This is a genomic window from Dysgonomonas sp. HGC4 (assembly GCF_001261715.1).
In the GTDB taxonomy this organism is placed as follows: Bacteria; Bacteroidota; Bacteroidia; order Bacteroidales; family Dysgonomonadaceae; genus Dysgonomonas_A.
The window spans coordinates 1-18,378 of the sequence record NZ_CVRU01000106.1; the positions used below are offsets into that span (position 1 = coordinate 1).

At 36.4% G+C, this 18,378-nt stretch carries 10 protein-coding genes; 6 read left to right on the top strand and 4 right to left on the bottom strand.

The features are described from left to right. Nucleotides 1–235 precede the first annotated feature (235 nt). The 5 genes from ruvA (at nucleotide 236) to HGC4_RS10790 (ending at nucleotide 11,782) form a co-directional block, all read left to right on the top strand. Nucleotides 236–817 (top strand): Holliday junction branch migration protein RuvA, encoded by a 582-nt coding sequence (ruvA, locus tag HGC4_RS10770; RefSeq protein ID WP_050710141.1) that lies wholly within the window; start codon nucleotides 236–238, stop codon nucleotides 815–817. Between the two features lie 34 nt (nucleotides 818–851). Further along, nucleotides 852–8,321: a T9SS outer membrane translocon Sov/SprA gene (sprA, locus tag HGC4_RS10775; RefSeq protein ID WP_050710142.1), complete on the top strand. Its 7,470-nt coding sequence runs from the start codon at nucleotides 852–854 to the stop codon at nucleotides 8,319–8,321. A gap of 222 nt (nucleotides 8,322–8,543) precedes the next feature. Further along, the gene (locus HGC4_RS10780; protein ID WP_050710143.1) at nucleotides 8,544–10,085 is read left to right on the top strand and encodes a sensor histidine kinase; all 1,542 of its coding nucleotides are present in this window, start codon (nucleotides 8,544–8,546) and stop codon (nucleotides 10,083–10,085) included. 7 nt (nucleotides 10,086–10,092) lie between these two features. Beyond that, complete coding sequence (locus tag HGC4_RS10785; protein ID WP_050710144.1) at nucleotides 10,093–10,812, top strand: response regulator transcription factor RprY; 720 nt, start codon at nucleotides 10,093–10,095, stop codon at nucleotides 10,810–10,812. Nucleotides 10,813–10,921: 109 nt separating this feature from the next. Further along, nucleotides 10,922–11,782, top strand: a complete 861-nt coding sequence (locus tag HGC4_RS10790) for an SGNH/GDSL hydrolase family protein (protein WP_050710145.1) — start codon at nucleotides 10,922–10,924, stop codon at nucleotides 11,780–11,782. On the opposite strand, the gene HGC4_RS10795 is transcribed toward HGC4_RS10790, so the two are convergent. From HGC4_RS10795 to HGC4_RS10810, 4 genes are all read right to left on the bottom strand, one after another. Next, nucleotides 11,783–14,149: an ATP-dependent helicase gene (locus tag HGC4_RS10795; protein ID WP_199327776.1), complete on the bottom strand. Its 2,367-nt coding sequence runs from the start codon at nucleotides 14,147–14,149 to the stop codon at nucleotides 11,783–11,785. Nucleotides 14,150–14,370: 221 nt separating this feature from the next. Next, nucleotides 14,371–15,093 carry a head GIN domain-containing protein gene (locus HGC4_RS10800; RefSeq protein WP_050710146.1) on the bottom strand — a complete coding sequence of 241 codons (723 nt, stop codon included), beginning with the start codon at nucleotides 15,091–15,093 and terminating at the stop codon, nucleotides 14,371–14,373. Nucleotides 15,094–15,211: 118 nt separating this feature from the next. Continuing rightward, nucleotides 15,212–15,934: a head GIN domain-containing protein gene (locus HGC4_RS10805; RefSeq protein ID WP_082204150.1), complete on the bottom strand. Its 723-nt coding sequence runs from the start codon at nucleotides 15,932–15,934 to the stop codon at nucleotides 15,212–15,214. A 211-nt stretch (nucleotides 15,935–16,145) separates the two neighbouring features. Next, nucleotides 16,146–17,390: a glycoside hydrolase family 88 protein gene (locus HGC4_RS10810; protein WP_087880167.1), complete on the bottom strand. Its 1,245-nt coding sequence runs from the start codon at nucleotides 17,388–17,390 to the stop codon at nucleotides 16,146–16,148. A gap of 403 nt (nucleotides 17,391–17,793) precedes the next feature. Between HGC4_RS10810 and HGC4_RS10815 the strand changes: the two genes are divergently transcribed. Further along, nucleotides 17,794–18,330, top strand: a complete 537-nt coding sequence (locus HGC4_RS10815; protein WP_050710148.1) for a PsbP-related protein — start codon at nucleotides 17,794–17,796, stop codon at nucleotides 18,328–18,330. Nucleotides 18,331–18,378: the final 48 nt, after the last annotated feature.

The window sequence follows — 18,378 nt, forward strand, 5'->3', positions numbered from 1 at the left end:
CAAAGTTCTTCTTTTTTCTTTGTAACTGCAAATTAATGTTCAGATTAACTTAGACTATACTTGAAAATAAACAATAATAAAGTTACTTTTGCATAATTGGGTGTGGTCTCTGTTGTTCTAATTTGTTGAATTTAATTAGTACATTTTACCATATTCGCCAGTGTTGGTCTATTTAAATCCAATGCGGAATACAATAGCTAGATAGAAACTTCAATTTTATTACTGCACTTACATTATGATTGATTATATAAAAGGAAATATTGCCGAACTTACACCGGCTTCGGCTACCATAGACATAAATGGTGTTGGATACTTCATCAGTATCTCATTAAACACTTACTCGGCTTTGGAGAATAAACCAAATGCAAAACTCTTTATTTATGAGTCTATACGCGAAGATGCACACCAATTATTCGGTTTTATAAACAAGCGGGAACGCGAATTGTTCATGCATCTTATTAGTGTATCGGGAATTGGGGCTAGTACTGCTCGTATGATTCTTTCAGCTATGAATCCTACTGAATTAGAGATTGTAATATCGTCAGGTAATGCCGATATGCTGAAAACAGTAAAAGGTATCGGTCTGAAAACTGCTCAACGTGTTATTATCGATCTAAAAGATAAGATAAAAGTCTCGGGCGATGTGGGACAGGGTGATATTGTAATAAATAACGAAACAGCCAACGAAGCTATAGCTGCTTTGGTAATGCTTGGTTTTAATCAGGCTCCTTCTCAAAAAGTGGTTTCGAAACTAATGAAAGATAAGCCTGATAGCACAATAGAACAAGTAATAAAAGCTGCGTTGAAACTGCTGTGAAAGTATTCCAGATCAAAGGCTAAAGCTATACTCGTTGAAGAAAAAAAATAAATATTTTATTTTCTTATCACTGTTTATTTGTGGTATAAGTTTATTCTCCGGAACTTCCGGACGGATAGATTCTCCTATACCCGAGATCAGCATCAATATAGCTTTACCAGAAGATACAGGAGCCATATATCCGGTACGTAAAACACAAATTACCAACTACGAGGATCTGATACAAAAAACGCCTGTCGATCTTCGCGATCCATCCAATATAAAAACCGAAGTAGAGTTTGATGTAAAGAATAATATTTATTTATTCCGAACCAAAATGAATGAGGGGGAATGGGTTACACCATTTACATTGAATCCTCAGCAGTACATGGATTATTCTTTGAAAGAATCTATGGCTCAATACTTCAAAGTGAAAAATTCGGAAGCGTTTGATCAGAAGGATAAGAAAGAAGAATTTTCTCTGAAAGATATTAAAGTTAATCTAGGATCATTAGAACGTGTTTTTGGTCCCGGAGGTGTTCAGCTAAAAACTCAGGGATATACCGAAGTTTCAGCTGGAATAAAGCATACATCAACCGAGAATCCTACTCTTGCGTTGAAGAATAGAAGTCGTACCATGTTCGATTTCCAACAGAAAATACAGATGAATGTTGATGCTTCTGTTGGAGATAAAGTGAATTTTGGATTAAATTATGATACGGAAGCAACCTTCGATTTTGACTCGAAAAGGGTAAAGTTAGCTTATGAAGGAGACGAAGACGAGATTGTTAAATACCTGGGAGCAGGTAACGTTGCTCTAAATACAACTAATTCTCTCATTGGTGGAGGTGCATCCTTATTTGGTATTCGCGCAGATTTACAATTTGGTAAATTGAGAATTAATACAGTTATATCTCAGCAAGAATCAGAAACACAAACAGTAGGTTCAAAGGGCGGTGTACAGACTAAATCCTTTGAATTTGACGCCAATAAATACGATGAAAATCAACACTTCTTTCTAACCGAATATTTCAGAGATCATTTCGATGAGGGAATGAGTAAGCTACCTTTTGTAAAGTCGCCTATTCTTATTACGAATGCAGAGGTGTGGGTTACCAATAAAAGGGGAAACTTTGATAAATCGCGTAATGTAGTCGCATTTGCGGATCTTGCAGAGAATGAAAAAATACATAATGACAGATGGCAGCCCGGCTCGGTAAAAGTTCCTGATAATGAATCGAATAACCTGTATGCTACCATTAATAGTGAGTATGCAGGAACTCGAGAAATAAGTAGTGTTACTTCAGAACTAACCGGTAGGGGAGGTTTGGTTAGTGGTCAGGATTACGAAAAACTTGAAAGTGCCAGATTGCTTGATGCTAACGAATATACCCTTAATACTCAATTAGGATTTATTTCTCTTAAATCAGCTCTGGCAGATGATGAGGTACTTGCTGTAGCTTTTGAGTATACTATGAACGGGCAGGCTTATATGGTTGGAGAGTTTGCCGCTCGAATTCCTAGTCAAGTAAAAACAGGAACCAAATCGGGGGCTTTGTTTCTAAAGTTAGTGAAGCCGGTAGCTCTATCACCTCTCTCTTACTCTTGGGATTTGATGATGAAGAACGTTTATCGATTGGGAGACAGGCAAATTCAGAAGGATAAATTCAGGCTTAATATTACTTACCTAAGCGATACGACAGGTACTTATATAAACTTTCTACCGGAAGGTGCAATCAAAAACAAACTACTGCTGAGAGTCATGAATCTGGATAGATTAGATGCTCAGGAGAATCAGCATCCGGATGGTATTTTCGACTTCTTGGATGGCTTTACCATATATCCCGAAAATGGACGGGTTATATTTCCTGTTGTTGAGCCTTTTGGTTCTCACCTTCGAAAGCAAATAGCTAATGATGCTATTGCCGATAAATTTGTGTATCAACAATTATATGATTCTACGCGTTTTGTAGCAGAGCAGATTGCCGATAGAAATAAGTTCAGGATAAGTGGGTCTTATAGAGCCTCAGCTTCTAATTCGGTCATAAATCTGAATGCAATGAATGTTGCCCGAGGTTCTGTTGTAGTTACAGCTAATGGTGTGCCGCTGATTGAAAATGCTGATTACACGGTTGATTATGCTGCGGGTGAGGTTACTATTCTTAATCAATCGCTCATAGATGCCGGTACGCCCATTAATGTGACTCTCGAGAATCAGGCATTGTTCAGCATGCAGCGAAAAACTCTGTTAGGATTGAATTTGAGTTATGATTTTAGCAAAGATTTCACCATCGGAGGAACTATTATGCATATGTATGAAAGACCTTTGACTATGAAGGTTGGAATAGGTGAAGAAGCTATAAAGAATACCCTTTGGGGTTTAAATACAGCATATAGAACGCAGTCTCAATGGTTGACCAACTTGGTTGATAAGTTACCTTTTGTTACAGCAACAGCTCCTTCTCAGATAGCTTTGAATGCCGAGTTTGCCCACATGATTGGGGGGCACTACCAGAATGAGTATTTACATGGATATTCGTATCTGGATGATTTTGAGTCGGCTAAATCGACTATTTCTTTGAACAACCCATATGCATGGAAACTGTCTTCTACGCCTACATTCTTTGAGGAATCTAAGTTGAGCAATAATATTGAATATGGAAATAATCGGGCTCATCTGGCATGGTATACGATTGATAATTTATTTACCCGTAAAAACTCATCTCTTAGACCTTCTTATCTGAATGAAGATTCTCTTTCCAATCACTTTGTAAGAGAAATTGAGCAAAGGGAGATTTTTCCGGGACGTGATATGTTAGCTAACGAACCTCCTCTTCTTTCTACTCTTAACTTAACTTATTATCCACAGGAGAGAGGTATGTATAATCTAGATGCCACTAACATAAGCTCAGAGGGTAAGCTTTTGAGACCAGAAACTAGGTGGGGAGGGATTACTCGTAAAATAGAGAATCGAGATTTTGAGAGTACCAATATCGAATATATTCAATTTTGGTTAATGGATCCTTTTGTATATGATACTCTTGCGGTAAAGAGTCAAGGTGGTGACTTGTATTTCAATCTAGGGGATGTATCCGAAGATGTCTTGAAAGATGGTAGGAAGTTTTATGAGAATGGGCTACCGCTGGATGATGATCCCACGGCATACGAATTAACGGCTTGGGGTAAAGTGCCTACACGTCAGTCTACTGTATATGCCTTTGATATTTCGCAAGGAGCAGGTGCTATAACTAAACAGGATGTTGGATTGAATGGATTAAGTAGAGCTGAAGAGGCTCAGTTTGCAACATATGCAACCTATTTAAACACCTTTAGATCGAAAATCTCAGCGGAAACGGAAGCTCGAATGTTGCAAGATCCCTTTTCTCCTTTAAATGATTTATCAGGAGATAAATACCACCATTATCGTGGAGCAGACTATGATCGCCAGCAAACAGGTATAATAGACCGCTATAAATATTTCAACGGAACCGAAGGTAACTCTTCGGCTGGAGATTCAGGTAATGAGGGTTTCTCAACCGCAGCTACTGCCAATCCTGATGTGGAAGATTTGGATCAGGATAATACAATGAACGAATCTGAGAGGTATTTTCAGTATAAAGTTTCATTACGTCCCGATAAGATGCATATAGGTAGTGATAATTTTATCTCTGATATTCAAGAAGCTCGGGTAACACTTAGAGATGGAACTCCGACTACCATTAAATGGTATCAGTTTCAAATACCTATTCGTACACCCGAAAAGAAAACTGTAGGAAATATTCATGATTTTACCTCTATTCGTTTTATGCGGATGTTCCTTACAAACTTCAAAGAGACAACTCATTTAAGATTTGGAACATTAGATTTAGTTAGAGGAGAGTGGAGACAATATACTCAAACTCTTCAAGATGGAATAAATCAAGGAACTGGATCGCTAAGTATAGCCGCCGTAAACATTGAAGAAAATAGCGAAAAGCAACCTGTAAATTATGTAATACCTCCTGGTGTAACACGTATTCTCGATCCAAGTCAACCTCAAATACGTCAAGAAAATGAGCAGGCGTTATCTTTGCAGGTTCTTAATCTGGAGCCAGAAGATGCTAGAGCAGTATTCAAGAATACAAGTTACGACTTGCGTCGTTACAAGCGTTTACAAATGTTTACACATGCTGAGGAACTAAAAGATGGACCACCAATAGGACAAGGCGAGATCACTGTATTCTTGCGCTTGGGTTCAGACTTCAAGACCAACTACTATGAATACGAAATACCATTGTCTATAACCCCTGCTGGAACGTATATTGCAAATAATGATGCGGATCGTGCAAAGGTATGGCCTGCTAATAATATGTTTGATTTCCCATTAGAGCTTCTGAAGAATATAAAATTAGAAAGAAATAAAGCAAAGCGCCAAGCTGGTTCAACAGTTTCATACACCGAATTGTATTCGGGTCATGACCCTGAGCCCGGTAAAGAGAACAATAAGATAAGTGTAATTGGTAATCCAAGTTTGTCGGAAATCAATGTCATGATGATTGGTATACGTAATAATTCGACACATGTCCAATCGGCAGAGGTATGGGTGAATGAATTGAGGTTAACCGATTATGATGATGAAAATGGTTGGGCTGCTCAAGGTAACTTGAGTATAGCTTTATCAGATTTGGGAACATTCTCTTTCTCGGGGAGAAAAGAAACTTCAGGATTTGGATCCATAGATCAGAATCTTATTGAGCGTCGGTTAGATGATTTTTATTCGTATGATATTGCAGCAAATGTCGATTTAGGTCGATTTATTCCCGAAAAGGCAAAAGTGAGTATTCCTCTTTATTACTCATATTCGAATCAAACTACGACTCCTAAATACGACCCTCTTGATCAAGATGTGACCCTCAAAGAAGCCTTGAGTATTGTTGATACTAGAGCCGAAAGAGATTCTATTAAGAATTTGGCTCAGGATAGAACTACGACAAAGAATCTGAGTATGACTAATATGAAAGTAAATATTCAGAGTAAGACTCCTATGCCTTATGATCCTGCCAACTTTACTTTTGGTTATGCTTATAGTCAGACGGAGGTTAAGAACCCAACTACGGTATATGACCTTACTAAGAATTACAAAGCTAGTATGAATTATTCTTATTCACCTGCAGTAAAGACTTGGGCTCCTTTTAAAGATATGAAGAGCAAGGCTCCACTGGCTAAGTATCCAAAATCTCTAGGATTTAATTATTTGCCGAGTAATATATCGTTCAATTCATATATGACACGTTTCTATACAGAAACTCTTGTTCGGGATCTGGAAGGGTATAATATAGGAAGTGGAAGTACCAATGATAATTTGTTTTTGACATGGAGTCAGAATTTTTATTGGGATCGAGATTTTAGCATAAACTGGGATCCTCTGCGTAACTTGAAAATAAGTGTTCAGACCGGAACACGAGCCGAAATAGAAGAGCCTTATCTACAGGTTAATAAAAAGCTTAATAGAGACGATTATGAGATATGGCGAGATGAAGTAATGAGAAGCATACGCAATCTGGGAGACCCTTTATCTTACCGACAAGCGGCTAGGGTTACATATGTATTGCCATTTAATAATATTCCGTTTGTCGATTGGATAAATTCGTCAGCAAATTACGATAGTCGATATACCTGGGATAGAGGTGCAGAAATAGATACTGCTACAGAGGTGGGGAATGTTATAACTAATAATATGACCTTGAATATTAGCAATAGGCTCGATCTGACATCTTTATATAATAAATCTCCTTTTTTGAAAAAGGTGAATGAAAAATTTGATACGAACCGTCGTACCCAAAGTGCTCAGAGAGCAAGACGTGCTACTGCTGAAAGTCGAAAAAAACGTTTTGAACAGGAGGTTCGCTTAAACACCGATTCGGCTACAATTTTAAAGCATGGATTGGGAATCAAAAATATTATGGTTACTGCGAGACGAGATGGGCGATTGTTTAATGTGAAGTACAAGCGTATTGATGAAAATACAATCCGAATAACTACAAAGGATACTTCGCAGATCAAAATAAATATTATCGAAAAAGGAGAGTCTGACGAAACAACTTTATATAAAGTAGCTCAGTATGCAGCTAGGGGGCTTATGTCCGTGAGGTCTGTATCTGTCAACTATTCAACTCGCGAAGAGACTGCGATAGGAGGATTCCGTCCGGGTATAGGTGATGTCTTCGGGCAAAAGCGAACCGATTTTGGAATGGTTCCGGGAGTTGGTTTTGCTTTTGGTTTTGATGGAGGTGAAGATTACATAAATAAATCTCTTCGTAATGATTGGCTTGTCCTTAATGAAATGAGTATCAGTCCAGCTGTGTATAACTCCATTAAGAAATTAGATTTGGAGGCTCAGATAGAACCTATCAAAGGTTTGAAAATACGATTGAATGCTCTTCATGAGAAAAATGATCGAACGACTTTCCAATACGATAGCAAAGCAAATGTAAAGAAGATATACGGAGGTAGCTTTGCTATGACGACAATCGCTTTAGGATCGAGTTTCGAAAGTAGTAATGTGAAGAATAATTATGAATCTGCTGCATTTAATAAGTTCTTAAAAAATCGTGATGTTATAGCAAAACGATTAGGAAATAAATACGATGGAACGTTTTATCCCAACACAGGTTTCATTGCTGATGCTAATTTGGGAGGTAAACCTTTTGATCCAACTATAGGAGGGATAAACCCAAACTCTGCAGATGTATTGATTCCTGCTTTCCTTGCCGCATATACAGGGAGGAGTGCAGATAATATTGCATTGACTGCATTTCCTACACTATTTTCGATGTTGCCTAACTGGCGAATTAATTATGATGGGCTAACTAACTTGCCTTGGTTTAGAGATAAATTTAAGAAGCTTATATTATCTCATGCTTATACGGCTCAATATAGTGTTGGATCATATACTTCTTTTCTGACATGGATAGAGGCTGGTGAAAATATGGGATTTATGAAAAGTTTAGATGCTGTAGCTATGCCGGTGCCTACTTCGGCGTATGACATTTCATCGGTTAACCTGATAGAGCAGTTTAATCCGTTATTGGGTGCCGAAGGTACAATGTCTAACAACTTGACTTTGAGTGCTCGTTATAATTATTCGCGAATGCTAAACTTAAGTATTACATCATTCCAGATTGTAGAGACAGTACAAAAAGATTTGGTGTTAGGAGGTGGCTATCGTATCAATGAGTTTAATAAGCTGATAGGGCTTCCGATTAAAAAGGATAGAGAGTTTAATAATGATTTGAATGTTACGGCTGATATTTCGAGAAGAACATCACAAGCTCTTATCCGTAGGATAGATGAGCGATTTACAGAAGCTACTAGTGGAAATACAATACTGACATTGAAATTATCTGCTGAATATACCTTAAGTAGAGCTTTGTTGTTGCGGGCTTTTTACGATCGTATTGTAAATTCTCCATTAATATCTTCGGTATCTTATCCAACAGCTAATACCAATTTTGGGGTAAGTATACGTTTTACTCTTACAGAGTAGTAGAGTAAGTTGCTGTGTTCTATGTTGATAGAGTTTGTTTATCTTTAATAGATCAAGTCTATGAGTTTATTTATTTTTGTCTATGTTTTTTAATAAAATAAAAAAAAATAAATCTTCGTTTTTTTAAGTCAAAATGTTAAACAAAAATAGACTATCTTTGTTTATGGTATCATAGGTACTTGATATTTGCTTGGTTATAATGTATGCGGAAAATATAATAAAATGAAAAAATCAACGATATGGTTACTCGCGGGGGTGATGGCATTTACCTTTTTCGGTCTACTATACTTGCAGATTAGTTATTTTCGCATTTCGCTAAAAATGAGAAATGATCAATTTGAAGAAGCAGTAAGTAGAAGCCTTTACCAAGTATCGAAGAATTTAGAACTGGATCAAACTAAAAAATATCTGGATCAGGAAATTGTTGATTTTCAAAATAAAAAAGGTTATAAAGATCCTTTAGGGGAGAAAACGATAACCCATACTCAACAAATAAAAATGACAGATCCAACTGGTACTCCTATTATGAATATAGAGTATAACAGTTCTCAGACAACCAGTTTTAGATCTAAGAAGAATACGAATACTTCACGGGGAGGAGCAAATGCACTAGCTCAAGCATCATTCAATATACAGGAGTTGTTTAAACAGCGTTATGATTATCAGCGGCAATTGCTAGATAATGTAATTTATAAGCTCATTCAAACATCTAGTTCTGTACCTTTGGATGAGAAGATAAATTATAAGACACTTAACGACAATATAAAAGACGAACTCAGATATAATGGTATAGAGTTGCCGTTTCAGTTTGAGATTGTAGATAAAAATGATAGACCTGTTTATAAACAGGAGAGTTATGCCGAGCCAGACAAAAATGCTTTGTACACTCAGGTTTTGTATCCGAATGACCCAATTGATAAGTTAAATTACCTTCGGGTATCTTTTCCCACAAAAAAAGATTATCTTTTGAGTGAGATTTCGTTTCTTGTACCTGCATTTGTTTTCACATTGATATTATTGATCACTTTCATCATTTCTATCTATTTAATATTTAGACAAAAGCGTTTGTCGGAAATGAAGAGCGATTTTATGAATAATATGACTCATGAGCTGAAAACTCCGGTATCAACAATATCATTGGCTGCTCAAATGTTGAAAGATCCGGGTATTATGAAATCGCCTGAAATATTTAAGCATATTTCGAGTGTAATAAATGATGAAACCAAGCGTTTGAGTTTTCAGGTAGAAAAAGTATTGCAGATGTCTCTTTTTGAGAAACAGAAAGCAACTCTCAAATTCAAAGAGTTAGATGTTAATGACATCATTGTGAACGTAGCGAATACTTTTCAACTTAAAGTTGAGAAATTTGGAGGAAAAATTGATATTGATCTGGAAGCTGGCGATACATTGGTGAGCGCAGATGAGATGCATTTTACAAATGTTTTATTTAATTTGTTAGATAATGCACTTAAGTATAGAAGGGAAGATGTGACCCTAGAATTGATGATAAGGACATGGAATCAAAACAATAAGATATATATAAGTGTTGAAGATAATGGAATAGGTATTAAAAAAGAAGATGCAAAAAAGATTTTTGAGCGTTTCTTTAGAGTATCTACTGGGAATTTACACGATGTGAAAGGTTTTGGTCTAGGTTTAGCGTATGTGAAAAAGATAGTCGAGGACCATAAAGGATCCATTAAGGTGGAAAGTGAATTGGGACAAGGAACTAAATTTATTATAAGTTTACTCAATATAAAGTAGAGATATTATGGAAGAGAAGTTGAAATTATTTTTATGTGAAGATGATGAGAATCTAGGAATGTTATTGAGAGAATATCTCCAAGCAAAAGGATTCGACACAGACTTATATCCAGATGGAGAAGCTGGATACAAAGGTTTCGTTAAAGAAAAATATGATTTATGTGTATTAGACGTAATGATGCCTAAAAAAGATGGAATAACATTGGTAAAAGAAATTAGAGCAATCAATCCCGATATTCCGATTATATTTTTAACAGCTAAAAATATGAAGGATGATATTTTGGATGGTTTTAAAGCTGGAGCTGATGACTATATTACTAAACCTTTCAGCATGGAAGAATTGGTGCTTCGTATCGAAGCTATATTCAGAAGAGTAAAAGGTAAAAAAGGTAAAGATCGTCAGGTATATCAATTTGGTAAAATGGTTTTTGATACTCAAAAACAAATTCTTACAATTAGTGGAGAAAGTACTAAATTGACAACTAAGGAATCAGAATTACTAGGATTGCTTTGTGCTCATGCTAATGATATTTTGGAACGTAACCATGCTTTGAAACAAATTTGGGTTGACGATAATTATTTCAACGCAAGAAGTATGGACGTTTATATTACTAAGCTTAGAAAACTGTTGAAAGCTGATCCAGAAATTGAAATTATAAATATTCATGGAAAGGGTTATAAATTAATTGCCCCAACTAATGAAGAAGCAGAAGACAGCGAGGCTTAAGTAACGTAAAGCTCACTATAATAAAAGAGAAAGTCACCTTTGATTTAAAAGATGGCTTTCTTTTTTATACGGTCAACAACTTTCTCTCTTTCAATCAATCTCTACTACTATGATGAAACGCCGAATAACCTTCAGATCTTTCCCCTTGAGATTAACCGTATTATTTCTAATCCTCATATTCTCTACTTCGAGTTGTACTTTTGGGTATAAGGAGGCCGATCGTCATAATCTAAAAGTATATAGTAAAAAGTTTAAAATTCCATTGAAAGGAAAGAGAATCCTTCTCTATGGAGATAGTATATCCTCTTCGTCTTATCCTTGGTATAAATCTACACTTGAAGAGCTGACGGGTGCCGAAGTATGTGCCGGAGGTTTTCCCGGTTATACAACAAGCCAGTTAGCAAAAGATGCGCAATTGCAATTGATCTACGATTATAAGCCCGATATTATTATCTGCTTAGTGGGTGGTAATGATGCTGGTGTAAAAGGAGAAGTAGGTACTTTTGGAGCTACTGATGAAATACTGGTTGAAGAAACAGACATTACTCACGATTATTCGGGATATGCTTTTATACAGGCTGTATCACATATTATCCGAAAGATCAATCAACATTATGATATGGATGAAAATACTCATAGCTCATCAGCTGATAGTATTTCACCCGAAAAGCCTTTCATTGTATTTGGTACAACTTTACCTCAAAAGCGTAGCAACAGATTCAATAAATTTTCGCAACCCGACAATTGGTTACGTAAAAGAGATGCTGTGGTTGAAAGTTGCGAAAAATATAAGATACACTGTATCGATTTTTATAATTTATGCGATTGGGATTTCTCTAATGAGCCTTATTATACTTCACCTACTGATATTTATACAAATAAAGGTATCTACACAATGGACGGAGTACATCCCAATCAAAAAGGGTACGAAGATATGGCACGTATTGTTTACGAAGAACTGGCTCTATAATCAACCGATAATTTCGAAGCGAGCAAATTTTAGAAGTAATTGTTTTACTCCTGCATTTTCGAATTCTACTGTTGCTTTTCTGCTTGCAGCATCGCCTTCGATAGCACTTACAGTGCCGATTCCAAAACGTTCGTGTTTGATTACTGCTCCTACCTGTATACCGTAAATATCCTTTGTGAGAGGGGTCTTCGGTTCGGCCGTTCGAGCATTCACAAAGTTAGGTTTCGAGTACTTGTCTTCGCGAGATACCGGAATTTGAGGTCTTTCGAAAATTGACTCTTCTTTTCTTTTTACTTCTTGTAGTTCTTCTTTTTCCTCTCTGTTTCTACGGACTGTGTCCCAGAAGTTACCTTGAGTTTGTTGAGAGAATCCTCCCATAGTTCCTTCAAGTACACCTGCATTGGCATTGAGAAACTCTCTGTCAATATCTTTAAGGAAACGGCTTGGATTACATGAGTTGGTTTGTCCATTGCGGAAACGACTCTTAGCATACGTCAACATACAGAATTGCTCTGCCCTTGTAATAGCTACATAAAACAAACGACGTTCTTCCTCCAATCCTTTAGGTTCAGATTTAGTCATCGATGAGGGGAAGAGATCTTCTTCGAGACCTACAACAAAGACGTTCTTGAACTCTAATCCTTTAGAGGCATGAATAGTCATCATTGTTACCTTCTCCTGATCAACTTCTTTATCTGTATCCTGATCGCTAAGTAGAGATACTTCTGATAGGAAATCGATAAGGCTGATGTTTTGCTCACCTTCTTCAACTCTCGATTCACAGAATTCGTGTATTCCACCTAAGAGTTCTTGTAAGTTCTCTTGGCGGCTCATCCCTTCCGGAGTCTGATCTTGGTATGCTTCTCTAGCTATACCACTTTCTTTTACTATTTTGGTTGCTAATTCGTATGCTGAGGCAACAGGTAGTTCTTTTATAAAACCATTAATCAGAGTATGGAAATCGTTTAGCTTCTTAGCAGTTCCCGCATTTACATTCAAGTTATATGCTAATGGGTCACAGATTGTTTCCCATAAACTCCGATTGTGAAGCTGAGCGGTATCTACAACTTTTCCGACCGTAGTATTTCCGATCCCACGTGTAGGATAATTGATAATTCGTTTGAATGCTTCCTCATCTTTAGGATTTACTACCATGCGGAAATAAGCAATAACATCCTTTATTTCTTTGCGTTGATAGAACGAAAGCCCACCATAAATACGGTAGGGTATATTCTTTTTTCTCAACGATTCTTCAAATACACGAGATTGTGCATTGGTACGATAAAGAATCACAAAATCGCTATATGAAGCGTCTTTGCTTCTGCGTAGGTCTTGTATTTTATTGGCTACAATGATGCCCTCCTCAAAGTCTGAAAAGGCACTGGCTACTTCGAGCTTTTCGCCTACCTGATTTTCTGAAAAGACATTTTTTTGTATCTGCCCTTTATTCTGTTTGATAAGGCTATTAGCAGCATTTACAATATTTTGAGTAGAACGGTAGTTTTGCTCTAGTTTAAATATTCGTGCTTCAGGATAATTGCTTTTATAGTTGAGAATATTATCAATATTTGCTCCACGGAAAGAGTAAATACTCTGTGCATCGTCTCCCACTACACATACACGGTGATGCGCATCAGCCAACTGTTTAACTACCAGATATTGTGCAAAGTTAGTATCTTGGTACTCGTCTACCAGAATGAACTGAAAACGATCTTGGTAAGTTTTTAATACCTCTGGGTGATCGCGGAACAATCTGTTGGTATAGTATAATAAATCGTCAAAATCCATCGTGTTGGATGCTATTAGACGAGCGTTGTACGATCGGTAAATATCTCTCACCATGGGTATTTTGGCTTTCATGTCATACTCCTGCATCTCTTTGCTTTGTGCATAGGCAACAGGCGACACTAATGCGTTTTTGGCATTAGATATCATAGACTGAATGCGTGCAGGCTTATATGTTTTATCATCGAGCTGATACTCTTTAATGATGGTCTTTATCAGATTACGAGAGTCTGCCGAGTCGAATATGGTAAAATTGGAAGTAAAGCCTATTTTTTCGGCTTCGGTTCTCAGTATTCTCGAAAAGATAGAGTGAAACGTACCCATCCACAATCGGCGAGCAACGCTTTCTCCCATCAACTGTCCTACACGAGCTTTCATTTCGCGTGCAGCCTTGTTGGTAAATGTCAGAGAGAGTATATTGTGAGGGGGAAGCCCCAGATTAAGCAGATAAGCAATTTTGTAAGTAAGCACGCGTGTCTTACCCGATCCTGCTCCGGCTATAACCAAAGATGGACCATCGTTATATTCAACAGCTTTGCGCTGCGATTCGTTTAGTTCTTGTAGTAGATTATCTATATCCATATATAAGACAAAGATACATAATGGAACAAACCCACTGAAACAAATTTACTATAATTTATTTCGATGAAATATTTCATACAGTTAACTGTAGGTATTTAATATCTTATTTTTTAAGTTATGGTCTTTTCTACAAGAATAAAACCTAAAACTAAAGCCGACATCGGCAATCTGCATTGCAAACATCGGCTCTATGAAAAAAAGGGCGTTATATTTTTATTCTTTTATAGTTTAGATACGCTTCCTGATCCGTTTATTGATTTGTCATGTGTTTGGGGATCACCTTTATAAAGTATGCTTCCACTTCCATTTATTTTACTTGCCAGTTTTTCAGTAGCATATACTTTTACACTTCCCGATCCACTTATGGTACAACTTGTGTTTTTGGTATTTAAATCGACTGCATCAACACTACCACTACCTTTTATCGAAATGTCATTATTTGTTGCACTTCCTGCTACTTTAACACCTCCCGAACCTGCGATTGATATATTCAGATTGTCATATTGAATATCGTCAGCATATAAGCTACCCGATCCTGCAATAGAAATATCTAAAGATGGAGACGTAATGTTACCTTTTAGAATTATATCTCCCGATCCTGCAATTCTTACTCTCGATAGGGCTTCCGAACTAGCGTATACTTTAAATTGTGATGGTTGTATATTTTGCCCATCTAAGGAAATAGACAGAACTCCGTTTTTAACTTCGGCTCTTACGTATTGTTTTAGATTTTCATCTATCTCAATACGTACAGATGAAGTTTGACCTGCTTTTTGTTCAAAAATAATGTCATTCGAACCTGTTACTGATATTTCAGAAAAGGATGGAATAGATTCCTCTGTGGTCGTAATATTTTTGTTTCCTTTTACAGGGCTAAAAGCACCTCCCGATTTGCAAGATGTTATTACTGCAAGTATGCATAGAATGGTTAGAAATTTTTTCATGTCAGAATTCAATTTTTAAAGTGATATGTTTATATTATATTTTGAGAATAAGGCTTCTGTTTATCCTTTAAAGAGGAAGACCCCATCTGTTTGTAAATTGTTACAGCAATGTATGTTTTTAATCTTTAGAAGCGATGTCTGCCATTCCGCTTTTTGATAAATTTGTTTCTTTGGGGCTGCCTTTATAGTTAATATCGCCCATACCACTTGCTTGAGCTGAAAGTGTCTCCGAAGCGTATATGTTGATATTACCCATTCCCGATACTACGCAATCTGCATTTTTTGATTTCAAATCGTATGCTTTTACGTTAGATTTACCACTTACGTCTATTTTTGTATTAGCAGCCTCTCCTGCCAGAGTTATGTTGGCTAAGCCGGACATATTTATATTTAAATTCTGACAATTCAGATTTTGTGCATGGATATCGCCCATTCCCGATGCCGAAATGTGAAGACTCTCGGTATTAATGGAGTCTTTTAATTCTATATTGTTGATTCCGCTAACGGATAGATCTGATAAAGCAGTCGAGTTTGTATATATATTATAATGTTTCGGATTGATTTCTTGAGTAGTATGTATTGTTAGTTTTCCATCAGTTACGGTTATCGACACATATTCTTGTAGATTTTCGTCAATCTCTATACGCAGATAGGGTGCTTGGTTTGTTTTTTGCTCGTAGACAAGATCAAATTTTCCTCCAATTTCTATACTGTTATAGTCGTCAATCTTTATTTCTGAAGAAACAGATTGCCCGTTTCCCTTAACTCCATTCTTAAATGAAGACATTTTGCAAGAGGTCATAATTACGACACTCATCAATATACATATCAATATTCTCATAATTGTTTAAGCTTTTCTTATTTGACTAAGTAGGGGTATGTTTGGTTACAAAATTCGAAGAGAAATTTATCTTATTTCTAAAAAAATAAAGGGTAATCGTTTCTGATTACCCTTTATTATTCTGAAGTAATTCCAATTATTTATTGTTATACATCTTTTTGTAAACAGGTTGAGAAGTAAAAAAGAAATGCTAACTGAAAGGTCCAAGACCTTATTTTAGATTTTTGTATCTGACAAGTGCCTCCAAAAAGTAATAGTCGGCGTAACATAATGGAACATCTATTTCGGAACGATGAGGGATACTACCCACACAATGCATAATTAAGAAATTGGCATTTGTTCCTAATGCAGCTCTGTAATTCGGGGATGCTAAACTATATAGCATTTTAGTAGCGGTATCGGTATAAGATTTATTTTTGGTCATTTCTCCCAATTCGAATAATGCCGAACTTACAATTGCTGCAGCAGATGCATCTTTAAGCTTTTCTTGAAATTCAACAGCATACGATTTTCCTTGAGGCGTATATCCTGCTTGTCCAACGTTGAAATCCCATAGAGGAACAAAATCGGCAGGTAAGTTTTTTATAAAAAAATCGGCCAGATGTTTAGCTGTATTTAGGTAGCTCGAATCTTGAGTTTCTCTATAAACCATAGTAAATCCGTATATAGCCCATGCCTGACCGCGAGCCCAAGTCGAATTGTCACTAAAACCTTGTGCTGTTCCCTTGAAGCGTACATCTCCTGTGATAGTATCGTAATCTAATACATGAAAAGAACCGAAGTCTTCACGAAAATGGTTTTTCAGGGTTGTATTAGCATGTTTTACTGCAATATCATAAAACTTCTTGTCTCCCGATATTTTAGAAGCATTGAAGAGCAATTCCAGATTCATCATATTATCGATGATAACCGGAAAAGACCATTTCGTGGTATCGCCCCATGCTCGGCCACCATTCCATGATTTGATGGATTGTACTTTCTCGTTATAACGAGTAGATAAAGATTGGGCACTTTTTATTAGAATATCTTTATACTCGGGTTTTGGAGCTAATCGTGCAGCGTTTCCGTAGCTACAATACATCATAAAACCCAGATCGTGATTGCCCGTATATGTTTTCAATGGTTCTAGCGAGTGTGTCCATTTCTCAGCACTATTTCGCCATGTTGTATCACCCGTTAATTCATATATATACCATAATGAGCCGGGAAAGAAACCGGGAGTCCAGTCATACATATCTGTTACTCTCAAAGTTCCATTTTCATTTGCTGTCCGAGGATAGTTTTTCCCCGTTGGCTCTCCTGTGGCTTCGAGCATCTTAAGAGTTTGAACTTTTGCAAAATCAACATTTTCTTGGATGAAATTTGCTTTGTCTTTATTCTTCTCGTCTTTGCAAGAAGTAACGAGAAATATTCCGGCTATAAAAAGAGAGAATACTTTAATTGTTGATGTTTTCATAGAGTATTGTTTTAAATTAAAAAAGGTTATTAGTTATTTTTTTCTTATTGCTATATAATTTTGTATCTATTGGAGCAGTTCAATAAGTACTTGTTATAGTTTGAATTGTATGGATTATGTAAATTCGCTTTTAGATTAAGGTGATGTAATAGATCAAAAATAGTAATTTTTTTATTTAAGCTCTACATTGTGTGATGAATAGCGTAAGTTTTCTTTCTAGAAGTTGTAATTTAGGCTTGTATCACAGAATAAAGAGCTATAAACGGTGAGTTATAGTTACTCGTGTTATGATTTTCTATATCTTTATGGCCCTAGTGGGTGTATGAGTGGAAAGAACAAACTCTCATTTCTTCAGATTTAGTAAAACAATAAATAGGTCTTCGACCTTAAAAACAGATATATTATGAAAATTATTAATGGAGTAATCGTTTTGGCTTTGGCTGTAATGGTGATTAGTTGTGGTGGAAATACCAATAAAGATGCTTCAAAAGATGCATCTACGGAACAAGTTGTAGATAGTAACAAGGTTGCAGCAGGAAGCTTTACCAACGAGCAATTGGGATATAGTATAACTTACCCGAAAGATATACTTATCCTTGATGAGTCTACTGTGAACAGCGAGCAACAAATCTTTAAACCTGCAGAAGGTAAAGCTGAACTTCGTATTTATAGTGATAAGCGTGTAGATAAAAGTGGAACTCCTATTGCATTTAATGCTGCTTATGAGCAAGATATAGCTGATAAGAGTGGTAGACAAATAGCACATAGCTCGTTAAGTCCTAATTATTATGTAATATCAGGCTTGGATGGTGATTTGCTTTATTATCAAAAAACAATTTTCTCGAAAGGGGCTTTAGTAACAGCTGTGCTTAAGTATCCTAAAGAGGAAAGAGATATTTTTAATGCTATGCTTAATCCTCTATTTAATTCTTTTAAATAAGAAGAGATTAGATTTTATATAAAAAGGCTGCAACCATTAATGGTTGCA